This window comes from Bradyrhizobium sp. WBAH42 (assembly GCF_024585265.1).
In the GTDB taxonomy this organism is placed as follows: Bacteria; Pseudomonadota; Alphaproteobacteria; order Rhizobiales; family Xanthobacteraceae; genus Bradyrhizobium.
Genome location: NZ_CP036533.1, coordinates 3,502,967 through 3,518,164, shown reverse-complemented (window position 1 = coordinate 3,518,164; position 15,198 = coordinate 3,502,967). Strand labels below are relative to the sequence as shown.

Annotated in this window: 13 protein-coding genes; 6 read left to right on the top strand and 7 right to left on the bottom strand. The window is 63.5% G+C overall.

Translation table 11 applies throughout. The features are described 5' to 3' along the window. Window positions 1–48: 48 nt before the first annotated feature. The 4 genes from DCG74_RS16445 to DCG74_RS16430 form a co-directional block, all read right to left on the bottom strand. The gene (locus DCG74_RS16445; RefSeq protein ID WP_172784005.1) at window positions 49–1,242 is read right to left on the bottom strand and encodes an efflux RND transporter periplasmic adaptor subunit; all 1,194 of its coding nucleotides are present in this window, start codon (window positions 1,240–1,242) and stop codon (window positions 49–51) included. Between the two features lies 1 nt (window position 1,243). Beyond that, complete coding sequence (locus DCG74_RS16440) at window positions 1,244–1,945, bottom strand: TetR/AcrR family transcriptional regulator (RefSeq protein ID WP_172784004.1); 702 nt, start codon at window positions 1,943–1,945, stop codon at window positions 1,244–1,246. A gap of 139 nt (window positions 1,946–2,084) precedes the next feature. Continuing rightward, window positions 2,085–2,675: a thiamine pyrophosphate-dependent enzyme gene (locus DCG74_RS16435; RefSeq protein WP_172784003.1), complete on the bottom strand. Its 591-nt coding sequence runs from the start codon at window positions 2,673–2,675 to the stop codon at window positions 2,085–2,087. Beyond that, window positions 2,672–3,214 (bottom strand): phosphonopyruvate decarboxylase, encoded by a 543-nt coding sequence (locus tag DCG74_RS16430; protein WP_172784002.1) that lies wholly within the window; start codon window positions 3,212–3,214, stop codon window positions 2,672–2,674. The genes DCG74_RS16435 and DCG74_RS16430 overlap by 4 nt, the downstream gene beginning before the upstream one ends. A gap of 105 nt (window positions 3,215–3,319) precedes the next feature. On the opposite strand from DCG74_RS16430, the gene DCG74_RS16425 reads away from it, so the two are divergent. Both DCG74_RS16425 and rocD read left to right on the top strand, forming a co-directional pair. Beyond that, entirely contained in the window at window positions 3,320–4,540 is a 1,221-nt protein-coding gene (locus DCG74_RS16425; protein ID WP_172784001.1) for a cytochrome P450, read from the top strand. A 228-nt stretch (window positions 4,541–4,768) separates the two neighbouring features. Then, window positions 4,769–5,983, top strand: coding sequence for an ornithine--oxo-acid transaminase (gene rocD / locus DCG74_RS16420; RefSeq protein ID WP_172784000.1), 1,215 nt, complete (start codon window positions 4,769–4,771; stop codon window positions 5,981–5,983). 44 nt (window positions 5,984–6,027) lie between these two features. On the opposite strand, the gene DCG74_RS16415 is transcribed toward rocD, so the two are convergent. Further along, entirely contained in the window at window positions 6,028–8,277 is a 2,250-nt protein-coding gene (locus DCG74_RS16415; RefSeq protein WP_172783999.1) for an ABC transporter substrate-binding protein, read from the bottom strand. 414 nt (window positions 8,278–8,691) lie between these two features. On the opposite strand from DCG74_RS16415, the gene DCG74_RS16410 reads away from it, so the two are divergent. Next, window positions 8,692–8,910: a hypothetical protein gene (locus DCG74_RS16410; RefSeq protein WP_172783998.1), complete on the top strand. Its 219-nt coding sequence runs from the start codon at window positions 8,692–8,694 to the stop codon at window positions 8,908–8,910. Between the two features lie 495 nt (window positions 8,911–9,405). On the opposite strand, the gene DCG74_RS16405 is transcribed toward DCG74_RS16410, so the two are convergent. Both DCG74_RS16405 and DCG74_RS16400 read right to left on the bottom strand, forming a co-directional pair. After that, window positions 9,406–9,579: a hypothetical protein gene (locus DCG74_RS16405; RefSeq protein WP_172783997.1), complete on the bottom strand. Its 174-nt coding sequence runs from the start codon at window positions 9,577–9,579 to the stop codon at window positions 9,406–9,408. Next, window positions 9,576–10,340: a hypothetical protein gene (locus DCG74_RS16400; RefSeq protein WP_246708775.1), complete on the bottom strand. Its 765-nt coding sequence runs from the start codon at window positions 10,338–10,340 to the stop codon at window positions 9,576–9,578. The genes DCG74_RS16405 and DCG74_RS16400 overlap by 4 nt, the downstream gene beginning before the upstream one ends. A gap of 12 nt (window positions 10,341–10,352) precedes the next feature. On the opposite strand from DCG74_RS16400, the gene DCG74_RS16395 reads away from it, so the two are divergent. The 3 genes from DCG74_RS16395 (at window position 10,353) to DCG74_RS16385 (ending at window position 15,170) form a co-directional block, all read left to right on the top strand. Then, window positions 10,353–11,273, top strand: coding sequence for a Spy/CpxP family protein refolding chaperone (locus DCG74_RS16395; protein ID WP_257187586.1), 921 nt, complete (start codon window positions 10,353–10,355; stop codon window positions 11,271–11,273). Between the two features lie 101 nt (window positions 11,274–11,374). Beyond that, window positions 11,375–11,761 (top strand): DUF4440 domain-containing protein, encoded by a 387-nt coding sequence (locus tag DCG74_RS16390; protein ID WP_172783995.1) that lies wholly within the window; start codon window positions 11,375–11,377, stop codon window positions 11,759–11,761. 37 nt (window positions 11,762–11,798) lie between these two features. Beyond that, window positions 11,799–15,170 (top strand): AAA family ATPase, encoded by a 3,372-nt coding sequence (locus DCG74_RS16385; protein WP_172783994.1) that lies wholly within the window; start codon window positions 11,799–11,801, stop codon window positions 15,168–15,170. Window positions 15,171–15,198 lie beyond the last annotated feature (28 nt).

Genomic DNA, 15,198 nt, shown 5'->3' with positions numbered 1-15,198 from the left:
TTTTTCAAGATGCGTGATCCGGCCGGGCCGGATCACGCGAGGATGTTGTCAGTAGCGCGGCGGCTGCGCCGGGATCGGGGGGGCCGGATCAGTCGAGATCGACACCGGCGCGCCCGATTGCAGCTTGAGCTGGCCGACGGCGACGACCTTGTCGCCTGCCTTCACGCCCTTGACGATTTCGGTCCGACCCTCGACCCGGTTGCCGGTCTGCACGAAGGTGCGCACCGCCGACAGGCTGGTCTTGCCGTCCTCTTCCTTCTTTTCGGTGATCACGAACACCGAGTCGCCGTACAGCGTGTAATCGACCGCCGTTTCAGGCACCGTGATCACGGCCGGCTTTTCCGGCAAAACCACCGTCGTGGTCACGAACATGCCGGGCTTCAGGATCTTCTCCGGATTGGCGATCGTCGCCTGCACCCGGATGTTGCGGGTATCTGTGGCGATCTGCGGCTCGATCGTGGTGATCTTGCCCTGGAAGGTGCGGCCGGGATAGGCGTCGACCTTCAGGCGGACGGTCTGGCCGACCTTGAGGCTGCCGGAATCCTTTTCCGTCACCGTGAAGTTGGCCCACAGCTCCGACAGATCGGTCAGCGACACGATCGCGGTGCCGGCGGTGAGATACTGACCGACCTCGACCTTACGCATACCGAGATCGCCGGCGAACGGCGCGCGCACCAGCTTCTGCGAGATCAACGCTTCGGTCTTGGCGATGCCCGCCTGCGCCTGGTCGTAAGCAGCCTGCGCGGTATCGACGGTCGCCTGCGGACCGAACTGGCGCGAGGCCAGCTGCTTGGCGCGATCAAGCGACAGCTGCGCGACGGTCGCCTGCGCCTTGTAATTGGCGAGATCGCCCTGCTCCGGCGCGTCGAACAGCTGCACCAGCGGCGTGCCGGCCTCGACACGCGTGCCCGGCTCGAACTTGATCTCGGTGACGCGCCCGTTGACGTCGGCGCTGACGTCGACCTGGTGCACGGCGACGAGGCTGCCGACCGCGGTGAGCAGGTTCGGCACCACCTCGGACTTCGCCTCGGCCGCGCTGACCGGGGTCGGCGGCGGCTTGTTGTTGGCGAAGAACTGCTTGATCATCTGGCCGCGGAAGGAATTGAACCAGACGAGCCCACCGACGAGCACGGCCAGAAGCGTGCCGACGATGATGAACCAGCGTACCGGCCGGACCGGACGCTTGGGAGCCTTGTTGTCGATCGGTTGCCCCGAAATCTTGTTTTCGGCCACGATGTTCATGTCATGCACTTTCTGCAATCGCCGCCTGGTTCGCATCCGCGGCCTGATTGCGGCCCAGATGCGAAGCAATTGCGGCGTCGTTAAGTCCGATACCCCTCAGGAGAAACTCACAGAGCTGCCGCTCCAGGTCGGTCGCCCTGCCGTAAGCAAGACAGGGCGTGGCCGGCAGCCTGGTCAGCGCCGCGGTCATCACAGCATGATGCGCAAACCAGAACAGGTTGAGCGGATCGCCAGCGCAGGGCCGCGCGTCACCGCTCGCAACCGCACGCTCGAGCGAGGCGACGAAGACAGCGCCGATCAGCGTCTCGATCTTGGCATAGAGCAAGCGGGCGAATTCGCCATCATCCAAATGGCTCGTGGCCATCAGCCGCAGGCGCTGGGCCTCTTCCTGATCGGGACCGTCGGCGATCTGGAGGAAGTGTTCGACCATCCCGCGGATCACTTCGACCAGCGTGGCGGTTGAGGGCTCCCGTTCGAGCAGCTCCATCAGAGCGGGATCCGCCTCGCATTCGTCGCTGAGGATCTCGGCATAGAGCGCCGCCTTGGACGGGAAATGCTTGAACAGCAGCGCCTCGGAAATGGCAGCCGCGGCCGCCACGCTCTTCGTCGTGGTGCCGGTGTAGCCGTGTCGGGCAAAGCAGCGCTTTGCGGCGCCGAGGATCAATTGACGCCTCAGGTCGCTGGTCATACGCAATGAGCTCATGCTGGGTGAGTAAGCACTCACCCACGCAGGAGTCAAGCACTATGTTGCATCGCAACCTGTGTGCGACGTAGAATCGATGGAAATTGATCAAGCCTGCACGGCCCGCGTGCAGGAGTTCGGCAAGGGATGGGCAGACCGCCTAGATCGGCCGGAAGCCGAGGTCAGCGCGGATCCGGTTGACGATGTAGGTCCCGTCCCGGATCGGCAGAATCCGCTCCAGATTGGCGCTGTCGATCTTCACGTTGGCAAATCGCGGCCCGGCAGAGACGTCGTGGACGGCTTTGGCGAAGGCTTCGACTTCGGCCATGGTCGTGACAGCCCGGCTGTCGTTAATGCCGCAAGCCCTGGCGATGCCGACGAGGTCGGCGGCCGCGGAGGTGTGGCTGGTCTGGCCGCCGGTCTCGCCATAGGCCTCGTTGTCGAGCACTGCGATCGAGAGGTTGGCCGGCTTCTGCAGGCCGATTGTGGCGAGGCTGCCCATTCCCATCAGCATCTCGCCGTCGCCGGTGATGACCAGCACGGGCAGCTTCGGCTGCGCCAGCGCCAGACCCAGCCCGATCATCGCGGCGCCGCCCATGCCGCCCCAGAGGTAAAAGTTGCGGGCATGGTCGCCGGCGGCGCACATGTCGTTGGTTGAGGCCCCGAGACCGCCGATCGCGACGACGTCCTTGCGGTTCGCCAGCAGCGTGGAGACGACCTGGCGACGGTCGAGGAGATTGGCCTTGCTCATTTGGTGAAAACCTTGGCGCCGATCAGGCGCTGCGACAGAAGGACAGCGGTGGGGGTCAGCGCGTTGTAGGCCTGGGCTGCGGCGGCCTCTAACACGGCCGGCACCTCGGCTGCGTGCGAGGCGCGCAGCACCTTGACGCCGGAGAGCTCGAACACGCCTTGCGTGGTCGAGCCCATCGGCACCTGCCATGGATTGAACTCGCCCCACTCGCCGCGCATGGTCACAAGCGTCAGGAACGGAAAGCGCAGGATCGGGATCAGCGACAGCATGTTGATGCAATTGCCGACGCCGCTCGACTGCATCAGCAGCACGCCGCGCTGTCCACCCGCCCAGGCGCCGGCGAGCAGCGCCACGCCCTCCTCCTCCGTCGTCAGCGCAATGCCGCGCATGGTGGAGGAGTCCAGCACGCGCTGGATCAGCCTGGAATGACCGGCGTCAGGCACGTAAGGCACCTGCCGGACGTCGAAGCGCTGCAAGGTCGCGAAAATATCGTCGGGCCAATTCGGGGCCGTGTCGGCAGCGTCAGCGCGTGCGTGCATTTTCCTGTCCGGTCGGCTAGCAAGGTGCAAAGACTGTAGACGCATGCACGCGTCGACCAGAACAACAAAAACGGCATATCGGCTTTAACCGGCGAGTATAACGGGATGAACGCAGATGCGAAGGCGCTGGCGGCAAGCTTCGACCTCGAGAAGCTGACGCCGGAGTTCTACGACAACCCCTATCCGACCTATCGTGCACTGCGGGAGAACGAGCCGGTCAAGCGCCTGCGCAGCGGCACCGTGTTCCTGACCCGCTACGATGATCTCGTCACCACCTACAAGAACACGAAATCGTTCAGCTCGGACAAGAAGCGCGAGTTCGCGCCGAAATACGGCGACACTCCGCTCTACGAGCACCACACCACCAGCCTCGTCTTCAACGACCCGCCCTCCCACACCCGCGTGCGCCGCCTGATCATGGGCGCACTGTCGCCGCGCGCGATCGCGAGCATGGAAGGGGACCTCATCAAGCTCGTCGACGGCCTGCTCGATGCCATTGCCGCCAAGGGCGCTTGCGAACTGATCGAGGACTTTGCCGCGTCCATTCCCATCGAGGTGATCGGCAATCTGCTCGACGTGCCTCACGAGGAGCGCGGCCCGCTGCGCGACTGGTCGCTGGCGATCCTGGGTGCGCTCGAACCGGTGGTATCGACCGAGGCTGCCGCGCGCGGCAACAAGGCGGTGGCGGACTTCCTCGGCTATCTGCAGACGCTGGTCGCGCACCGGCGCGCAAAGCCCGGCAATCCCGAGCGCGACGTGCTGACGCGCCTGATCCAGGGCGAGGAGAACGGCGAGCGGCTGACCGAGAAGGAGCTGCTGCACAATTGCATCTTCCTGCTCAATGCCGGCCACGAGACCACCACCAATCTGATCGGCAACGGCCTTGTGGCGCTCGACCGTGATCCCGACCAGAGGCAGCGCCTGATCGAGAACCCCGACATGATCAAGACCGCGGTCGAGGAAATACTGCGCTACGAGAGCTCCAACCAGCTCGGCAACCGCATGACCACCGAGAGGGTCGAGCTCGGCGGCGTCATGCTCGACGCCGGCACGTCGGTGACGCTGTGCATTGGCGCGGCGAACCGCGACCCTGCGCAGTTTCCGGACCCTGAGCGTTTCGACATCGCGCGCACGCCGAACCGGCACCTCGCCTTCGCCACTGGCGCGCATCAATGCGCCGGCATGGCGCTGGCGCGGCTCGAAGGGGCGATTGCGATCTCGCGCTTCCTGGCGCGCTTCCCGAACTATGCCGTGAGCGGCCAGCCGGTACGCGGCGGACGGGTGCGGTTCCGCGGCTTCCTGAGCGTGCCTTGCGCGCTTCGCTGACGGGCTCGACAACAAAAACTGCGAAAACAACCCCATGCACCGTAGAGCCTGGGTCGCCGAACGGCGCCCTGTGGCCCGGCAGAACCACCTGACATTTCGGGACTATCAGGCCACGCCGCGCCATCGGCGCACCAAGGCTTCCGAGCTGGCAAACCGATACTCACATTCATTTGGGCGCGACCGGCGATGCCGTCGGTTGACGTCCGCGCAGCAATGGAGTGACGGCAGATGAGCGCGTCGGTCATTGATTTCGTTGCGACGGAAGCACGCTTTGGCGCCCACAATTACGAGCCGATCGGGGTCGTCCTTGCGCGCGGCGAAGGTGTCTGGGTCTGGGATACCGAAGGCAACCGGTACCTCGATTGCCTGTCCGCCTATTCGGCGGTCAGCCAGGGCCACTGCCACCCCAAGATCCTGGCCGCGATGGTCGAACAGGCGCACAGGCTGACGCTCACCTCGCGCGCCTTCCACAACGACCAGCTCGCCTTGTTCTATGAGGAGGTCGCGGCGCTCACCGGCTCCCACAAGGTGCTGCCGATGAACAGCGGCGCGGAGGCCGTCGAAAGCGCGATCAAGTCGGTCCGCAAATGGGGCTACGAGGTGAAGGGCGTGCCGGACGGCCAGGCCGAGATCATCGTCTGCGCCAACAATTTCCACGGACGCACGCTGGGCATCGTCGGCTTTTCGACCGATCCCGAGACACGCGCCCATTTCGGGCCGTTCGCGCCGGGCTTCAAGATCATCCCGTTCGGCGACGCCGCAGCGCTGCGGGACGCAATCACGCCGAACACCGTCGCCTTTCTGGTCGAGCCGATCCAGGGCGAAGCCGGTGTCATCATTCCCCCGCCCGGCTATTTCACTGAGGTCCGGGAGCTCTGCACCGCCAACAACGTGATGCTGGTGCTCGACGAGATCCAGACCGGGCTCGGCCGCACCGGCAAGCTGCTCGCCGAACAGCACGAGGGTATAGAAGCAGACGTGACGCTGCTCGGCAAAGCCCTGTCCGGCGGCTTCTATCCGGTCTCGGCCGTGCTCTCGAACAACGAAGTGCTCGGGACATTGAGGCCCGGGCAGCACGGCTCGACCTTCGGAGGCAACCCACTTGCCTGCGCGGTGGCACGCGCGGCGATGCGCGTGCTGGTCGAGGAAGGCATGATCGAGAACGCGGCCCTGCAGGGCGCGCGCTTTCTGGAAGGCCTGAAAGCCATCCGCGCCAATACGATCCGCGAGGTGCGCGGGCGCGGCTTGATGCTGGCGGTCGAGCTGCATCCCGAGGCCGGCCGCGCTCGCCGCTACTGCGAGACGCTCCAGGGCAAGGGCATCCTCGCCAAGGATACCCATGAGCAAACGATCCGCATTGCTCCGCCACTGGTGATCACCAGCGACCAGGTCGACTGGGCGCTTGAGCGGCTCGCGACCACCCTGACGCAGGATTTCTCCTGAATTTCAAGAAGGTGTGGCGGGTCGGCGAGGTATCCACGCTTGCCTCACACGGCATAACGCCGGTAGAGCACGACGATGACAGCGAGCACCGTCCCGGCATAAACGACCTGCGCTGCGCGATCCAAAACAACTGCGACGCGCTTTCGGCCGGCGTCCCGAAGTTTTTCATGCCTGTAGCCCGCAAATACCGTCATGAGACATAGTACAAAGAAGATGTAGAACATCTCTTCGACCACCACCGTGTATCCGACATCGCCGATCTGACTGTTCACCGCTACGAGCAGCACCGCGCTCGCCAGGATCGAGGTTACTGGGATCGTCACGCGTTCACGAAACATGGTTTCGGGAAAGAACAGCGTCGTGAATACGACGAGCACGAGCAGAAACAGCGGCAGCAGGTTCTTCAGCATGTAGATGGCGGAGCTGCGGCGCAGCATGATGACCGCATCGAAGCCCGCAAATTCCGTACTTGCTTCGGCGCCAAACAAGGACGCCTTTCCGAGCGTCGAGCCACTGGACAGGGATTCGACGAAATAGTTCAGTCCGAGAAATCGCCAGAGCTGAAGTCCGGAATAGGCCCCGTCCTCGGCCCGCGAGCTTCCGTCGTCGGCGAGGCGCAAGCCGAACCGATCGATGACATAGGTGATGAGTTCCCGCCGCTGTTCCGTATTCTGGAAATGCAGACGCAACTGCTGCGTGTCGAACGGATAATCATGGAGATCGAAACGGGCCTTGAAATCGCCGCTGACGCGATAGAGCCGATAGCTCAGGCCATCTTCCTTTCCAGCCTGCATCGGCCGAGCCGGATCGAACGCCCCACGATCCAGCAAGGCCGGGAATTCGACGTGCGTCTCCGCCGCATCGTCGCCAGCGAACCGCATCCAGAGATAGAAGTCGACGTTGAACGAATTTTGCTTCACGTCAATCCGGCCGACGCGAATGATGTCGATGCCGGTATAAACAACGCGCTGAATCCAGTAGCGCCGATCCTCGAACGCGATGACATGGCCCGCCTCCTGTTCTGCAGCGAGATCGATTCCACTAGGCTGATCGATCCGCACGAGTTGCAGCGGCGCCGTGACGAACCGACCGTAGCGGAAGAAGCCCATTCGGATCGGGCGCGGAATGTCGCGGTTCGCATTGAAATAGAGTCGCCCGGTCAGCCCGACGACCGCCGATTTCGGACTGTCGATTGCGGCCAGTGCGACGCGCACGCGGTCGCGATCTGCAGCCTTGCTGTCGGATTGTTTCTGAATCCCCTGACTCATAAACCGGCGATGTACGGCAGCTCGTCTCAGCGCATCGATCATCAGACGCGCGGCGTCATACGAGCCGCCGCCAACCCAGCTTGGGGAGGTTCCCGCTTTCGCTTTGTAGTCGGCAGCAAAAACCTGCGCCGCCTCGCCGGCGCTATCGAAAATCAGCGACGATGCGGCATACAGATTCTCACTAAAGAAACCCGGACGCGCTTTTTCCTCGGGCTCGTCGACGAAATTCTTCAAATAGCTTTCGCGACCCGCCCCCTGGGTTGTGATGATCGTGCCCTTGATGCCGCGGCGGCGCAGCCCCTTGACGATGGCTGCGATATAATCGGCTGCCGCGCCAACGACGATGATGCCAGGGCCAGGTTCCTGCGCGGCGGCGTCCAGCGCCTCGTCCATCGATCCAATCCGACTCGGGGCGACGTCCAGTCCGAATGCGCGCAACTGCTCCGACGGATAGGTAGCCGCAAATCCGCGCGCAAAGCTCTTGCCATAGGAATCGAGCGTGTGAACAAGGCGGACTTTTGGCTCCTTCATCACGGCGCGCAGATGTTCCGCGATCGAGCGCGCCTGCGCGGAGACCGGTGACAGCGCACGAAAGTAGTATTCATGACCGGATGTCAGCTCGTCGGCAGCCGCGCCTCCCGTGAGTGCCGGGATCCGCGCGTCCTTATATACCGGCGCCGCCGCGATCGATGCGGAGCTGAGATAGTGCCCGAGCACAGCGACGCATGGGCTGTTGGCGATCGCCTGCGCATTCGCGCGCGCCACGGCTGGATCGCTTGCGTCGTCGAACAGAACGAGTTCAATCGGCCGCCCGTTGACGCCACCCTTGCCGTTCACCTCGTCGATTGCAAGCTGCGTCGCGACCAGGCTTTCCGTCCCGGCCGGAGCGGACGGGCCAGAGAGCGAATTGGCGAATGCGATACGAATAGGCTCCGGACGGGTCCAGAGGATGGCGGCCCAGGCGACGGCGAGCACCAAGGCGACGCTCGCAACAACGGCAAGCCACATTATAAGCCGCTGCTTCATCGTCGATCCTTGCATCGATCGGCATAAGCCGAGATTCTCAAGATCGAGGCCTCAGTCATGTCAAGATTGCCGCCGCTGAGAGCGTTTTTCAAGCCGCCCCATCGCCTCCCAGCCGGCTGAGGATGTTGATGTCGCGCCCGACGGCGGTGAAGTCGAGGCGATTGCCAGAGCCAATATTGCGGTATGCGGCATCGCCATAGTGCAGAGCAGTATCGATGGAAATATGTTGCTGGTCGTCGGGCGGTGAAGCCTGGAGCGCAGCCAGCGTTGACTGCGCTGCAACCAGGGCCGACTCACAGGCCGGCGCCGGATCATCGGGCGCCCGTTCGCGCCGATCATTCGACTATCGCGTACCGGCCTATTTTCATGTGTGCTACTAATTGGGAGGCAAAACGGTAGCAGGAAATGCAGATCATGACTGACGATCAGGTCAATCTCGTGGTTCAGCACCTTTGCGAGCAATTGCACTTGGCGCTCCGATTGAAGGGCAGCGAGGCACATCCGCCAAACGCCAAGGATATTGGATTCGATCCTGCCTCTGTAAGAACTGTGTTGCTGACCGGCTTGCGTTCGGCGGGTTTCACGATCCACCACGAGGCAGCCGGGGCGAGCGAAGAGCCGCCGTGGTCCTAACGCAAAACGTGGGACAGAAGCCCCGGGCCAATGTTTCGGTTGGGTCAACCGCGGCCAGCGAGCCGCGAGTCCGACCAATGCCCCTTCTGCCGCCGAACGCGGACGCAAATTCAGAGCGGCCATACTGACGGCCGCCAAGCTGGTCAAACCTGGACGGCCGCTCGAGATCGACTGGGCGCTGGAGCGGCTCGCCACCACCCTGACGCAGGATCTCTCTTGAGGCTGCCTGCGTCGGAAGATCGCAATGCCGGCAGTGGCCAGCAACGAACGATTCCGCCGGCCGTGCGTTGAAAGTCGTGGGCGATTACGAGCTGGGAGCGAAGATCATGCTTCCGCGTGGCGTTTGCCTGACGGCTGTTTTAGTTGGTGCCTCGATGCTGACGACGAGCGCGTCGGCCCAGGGACCCCTCGGACACGGACGAGGTGGACCACCAGGGGCAGCCGCAGCGCCGCCATCAGCACCACCGGCCATGGCCCGTCCGGCAGCACCACCGGCTATGGCTCGTCCAGCAGCACCGCCAGCAATGGCTCGTCCGGCGGCACCGCCAGCCATGGCGCGTCCGGCGGCACCGCCAGCCATGGCGCGTCCCGCCGCGCCGGCATTCCATCCCCCTTCCGCGCCGCAGCGGCCGGCAATGGCGCCACGTCCGGCGCCGCACATCGCATCACCGCCACCGCGCCCGAGCCCACAATTCAGTGCCCCGCGAGCCGCCCCGCAGGTGGCGGCGCCGCGGCGCGAATTCCACCCCCCGCCGGCAGCGCCACAACGTCCGGCCATGGCGCCGCGGCCGACGCCGCATATCGCCACCCCTTCGCGCCCAAGTGCACCCCCGGCCGTGAGCGAGCGATCGGGACCGCCGCGCCAGATGCTTTCGCGCCAATCCGCGGAACGCCAAGACCGCATCGACCGCTTGCAGCAGCGCGTGCAGCAATTGCAATCGCAGAAGACGGAAGACCCAAGGGCGCGACAACAGCAGCAACGGTTGCTGCAGTCGCAGAGCCGCCTTCTTGAGCGCGAGCAACGTGTCCAACAGCGCTCGCAGCAGGTCGAGCAGCGCCAGCGCGACATGCTGACGCGCCAGACAACGGAGCGCCAGGCCCGCATCGAACGCCTGCAGCAGCGGGTGCAGCAATTGCAGTCGCAAAAGCCCGAAGGCGTGCGAGCGTTGCGCGAGCAGCAACGGACGCTCCAGGCGCAGAACCGTTTGCTCGGCCGAGAGCAGCGCGCGCAGCAAATTGACCTGGCGCGCCAGCAGCGGCTTGGATTGCAGGCCCCGGCGGAGCGCGCTGCGACACTTGCGGCTGCGCAGGCCACCCAGCGCGGCCGGTTTGCCGAGCGCTTCCGCGACCAGGCCACTCCGCAGACCCAGGCGGCGCTCGCCGCCCGCCAAAGCGGCTGGGCTCCCCGACAGGCCTGGCGTCACCGTCATCCCGCGGTGTTCGTGGCTTGGCTTGGGCCCGTGTTCTGGCCTTACGCCTATTCCGACATTTTCAACTACACGTTCTGGTCCTATGCCTACGAGCCCGGATATTGGGCGTACGCCTATGACGACTTCGTCGACACCGTGTTCTGGGGCGGTGACGGCCCTTACTCCGCTTATGCCAGCACCTACCCGTATGACACTCCGCAAGCCGGCGGCAGCTACCGCGCGCGCCAGCGCGCCAGCGTGAGCCCGCAGATGCTTCAGCAATTGTGCGCCACACCGGACAAGGGCGTGACCGCCTGGCCGCTTGCCGATATCGCACAGGCGGTGCGGCCGACGCCGGAGCAACGCGCATTGTTGGACGAGCTCAAGACGGCGGCGGCCAACGCTGCCGGTGTGTTCAAGGACTCGTGCACGGAGACTTATGCACTGACTCCTCCTGGCCGCTTGCGCGCGATGATGAACCGCATCAGCGCGACGCTTGAAGCCGTCAAGATCGTTCGACCGGCGCTGGAGAATTTCTACAACTCGCTCAGTGACGAGCAGCAGGCCCGCTTCAACGCGCTCGGTCCCAATGTCGGCGAGCGCTCTCCGCAGCAGCAGGAGGCGAGTAGCGAGGGCTGCGGCGATCCGAAGTCCAGCCTGACGCAGCTGCCGATCCAGAGGATCGAAGCCGTGCTCCACCCCGCTGGTAAGCAGAAGGAGGCGCTCGATCGGCTCAGCGAAGCGACGGCGAAGGGCGTTGAGGGCCTCCAGGCGGCCTGTCCGAACGATGCGCCGCTGACGCCTATTGGACGGCTCGAGACGATGCAGCACCGGCTCGAGGCCATGTTGACGGCCGCGAAGCTGGTCGAGCCGGCCCTGGACGAATTCTATGCCACGCTGAGCAGCGAGCAGAAGGCGCGCTTCAACAGGCTGCAACAGGTCGCAGGCCCGTGAGGACGTCGCGTTCTCTCGTTGCATTTTGCGCAGCGGTCGAACGACGTCAGGTGACGTAATCGGTCTCCTGCGAAGGCAACCCCGCGATTGAGGGAGGGATCATGACAGCATTAGCTTCCTCCATAAAACACGACATTGCTGCGGCGTACGCCGCGTGGGATTCAGCATTCAACAAAGCAGATGCCAGGGCTATCGCGGCGACTTACGTGTCAGACGCCAAATTGTTGCCGCCGACGCATCAAGTGATATCCGGTCCGACAGCGATCGAGAGCTTCTTTGCTGGGCTGTTTTCAAGCGGATTCACCGATCACAGGTTAGTCGTCATCGACGCCGGTGGAGATGAGAATATCGTCTACGGCACGGCCCATTGGAGTGCCAACGGTAAGACAGCGGATGGCGCCAGCCAACCTGCAGGCGGGATAGCAACCCACGTGTTTGAGCGTCAGGCAGATGGTTCGCTGAAGCTGAAGTTGCATACGTTCAATTGAGCTGACCGTTGCCTGATGCGGCACGAGGAGGCTTATCGTGGATATCGCGCAATGGCTTCGCGGTCTCGGGCTGGAGCGCTACATAAAGACGTTTCGCGACGCTGAAATCACGTCCGAGATTTTGCCAGAACTGACCGAAGCCGACCTGCGGGAGCTTGGCTTGCCACTCGGCCCGCGCAAGGCTTTGCTAAGGGCAATCCATGCACTCGCTCCGCCGATTGCTCGGGTGGCTGTCGAGGCCAATGGACCTGCCGACTACGCGAAGCCATCGATCCCTTCGGACGCGGAGCGTCGGCAGCTCACAGTCATGTTCGTCGACCTGGTCGGCTCGACGGCACTTGCTTCAGGGCGCGATCCCGAGGAGCTGCGTGACCTCTTGCAGGCCTACCATAACACCGTGGTGGGCGAGATCGACCGATTTGAAGGCCACATAGCCAAATTCCTGGGCGATGGCGTTCTCGCTTATTTCGGCTGGCCGCGGGCGCACGAAGATGAGGCGGAGCGCGCCGTTCGCGCTGGGCTTCGAGTGACCAAGGCGGTCGCATCCCTTACCGAACCGGGTGGTGCAGCGCTCGCCGCCCGCGTCGGCATCGCAACCGGTCTGGTCGTGGTCGGCGAGCTGATTGGCGAGGGAGAGGCTCGCGAGCGCGCAGTCATCGGCGAAACACCAAACCTAGCCGCCCGACTGCAAGGTCTGGCCAAGCCGAGTGATGTGGTGATTGCCGAGTCGACCCGCCGCCTACTCGGCGAAGCTTTCACGTACCACGACCTCGGCACGGTGCCTCTCAAGGGTTTCCCGGAACTGGTGCAGGCGTGGCTTGTCATTGGTGAAGGCGCAGCAGAGAGCAGGTTCGAGGCCCAGCATGGCATGGCAACGACCGCTCTGGTCGGACGGAATGAAGAACTTGCATTGCTCCTGGATCGCTGGGAGCGGGCGAAAGAGCGGGAAGGACAGATCGTCCTGCTCGGCGGCGAGGCCGGCATTGGCAAGTCGCGGCTCGTGCGAGCCTTACGCGACCAGGTCGCACGTGTGCCGCACACGCCGCTGAGCCATTTCTGTTCACCATTTCATACCAACACCGCCTTGTATCCCGTCGTTGGCCTCCTTGAACGGGCAGCGGCAATACGGCGGGAGGACGCTTCCGACGAACAGCTCGATAAACTCGAGGCCATGCTTGCTCTTGGTGCGGACGATGTGCATGAGAGCGCGCCGGTTCTCGCGGATCTCCTGGCAATCCCGACCGGAGAGAGATACCCACCCCTTGCACTTAGTCCGCACCAGAAGAAGGAGCGAACCTTCCAGGCCCTTCTGGAACAGATACAAGGCTTAGCGGCAAGACAGCCAGTGCTTGCCGTTTACGAGGACGTCCATTGGGCAGACCCTTCTATGCTCGAACTTCTCGATCGGCTTGTCGACGAGGCGCAGCGACTTCCGATCTTGATGATCGTTACCTTCCGGCCCGAGTTCATTCCGCGCTGGACGGGTCATGGACACGTGACAGCGCTCTTTCTAAGCCGACTGGGACGTAGGCAAGGGGCGGCAGTCGTTGACCGGATCACGGGCGGCAAAATGCTCCCTCAGGAGGTGCTCGAGCAGATTTTGGCCAAGACCGACGGCGTGCCGTTGTTCGTCGAGGAGCTCACCAAGGCCGTCGTCGAATCCGGGCTGCTCAAAGATCAGGGCAGCCGCTATGAGTTGATCGGCCCATTACCGCCGCTGGCGATCCCGACGACGCTGCAGGACTCCTTGATGGCCCGCCTTGATCGATTGGCGCCGGTAAAGGAAGTTGCCCAGATTGCAGCTTGCATCGGACGCGAATTCGGACACGATCTTCTGCGCCTTGTGACGGCGCTCGACGAGCACGCGCTCCAGCATGCTCTCAATGATCTATTGGCCGCGGAACTGATATTCCGTCGTGGCGCACCTCCGAATGTTGGCTACAGCTTCAAACATGCGCTGGTGCAGGACATCGCGCACGAAAGCCTCCTCAAGAGCAAGCGGCAGCAGATCCATGCCCGCATAGCTGCAGCTCTCGAACAACATTACCCTGCCCGTGCGGAGGCGGAGCCGGAGACGATCGCTCTGCATCTCACCGAGGGTGGACTGGCAGGAAAAGCGGTGGACTATTGGCTGCGGGCCGGCCGTATCGCGGCTGCGCGTTCCGCCAATCTCGAAGCGATCACCCATCTCACAAGGGGACTGGAGGCACTCAAGTCCAATCCACAAGGGCCGGAGCGTGATCGCCAGGAACTCGCTCTGCAAACAGCAATCGGAGGTCCACTGATTGCCATTCACGGATACACGGCTCCGCAGCTTGGCACAGCCTTCAGCAGGGCTCATGCGCTCTGCTATGAGCTCGACGACACGGGTGCCTTGTTTTCCACCCTTAGCGGCAAATTCATTTTCCACTTCGTGCGCGGCGACCTTGCTGCCATGCAGAGCCTCGTTGCCGAAGCGCAGCGCGCCGCCGAGCGCACCGGGCACACAGCACTGGAATTGGCTGCGCATCGTCTGGCCGCGCTCACCGCAATGCATTCCGGTGATTTTCTGACCGCACGCTCGGAGCTCGAAACGATCTTGAGTCGCTATCAGCCAGAGGAGCATCGGCCGCCGCCTGTGCACTACGTACATGACCCGAAGGCCTCGGCGCTACCCTACTTGGCGATTGTGCTTTGGGTTCTTGGTTACCCCGAACAGGCTCAGCGGACTAGCCGTGCCGCATCTCAATACGCCATGGAGTTGAATCAGACGAACCTTACCGCGCATGTGCAGGTCTATGGCGAGGCGGCTCTTGCGGAGCTAATGGGAAACGTGGCGGCCGTACATGCGCACGCCGACGCCATCATCCATCTCGCCGATCAGAACAGCTTGAACTATTGGCGCGTGAGCGGCCTCATCCTGCGGGGCTGGGCAATGGCGCAAGAGGGCAACGTGGAGGCCGGCCTGGCGCTCATGCGCCTCAGTCTGAACGAGCGGAACAGGCTCGGAGCCAGTTGGTACCAGGTTCGGTACTTGTGGATGCTCGCGGCCACCTACCTCCACTTGAGCGACTACGACAACGGCGTCGCTACCCTTGCCGAAGCAAAGGCCCTTGCCGCGCACAGCGGCGAGCATATGTGGGAGGCAGAACTTGCATGCATCGACGGTGAACTGCACCACTTTCGTGGTGCTCCAGCTGACGAGGTCGAGGGGTATTTGCAAACTGCACTCAAGGTCGCGCAAAGACAGAGCGCAAAGTCCTTTGAATTACGTGCTGCAATGAGTTTGGCTCGGCTTTGGCGCGACCAGGGCAGGACGGCCGACGCGCGGCGCCTTCTTGGCTCGGTTTACGGCTGGTTTACGGAAGGCTTCGAAACGCCGGACCTTCGTTCCGCCAAGGCGCTCATGGAGGAGCTTACCCGACCATGATCGCGCTTTTCCAAACTTCAGACGTTGC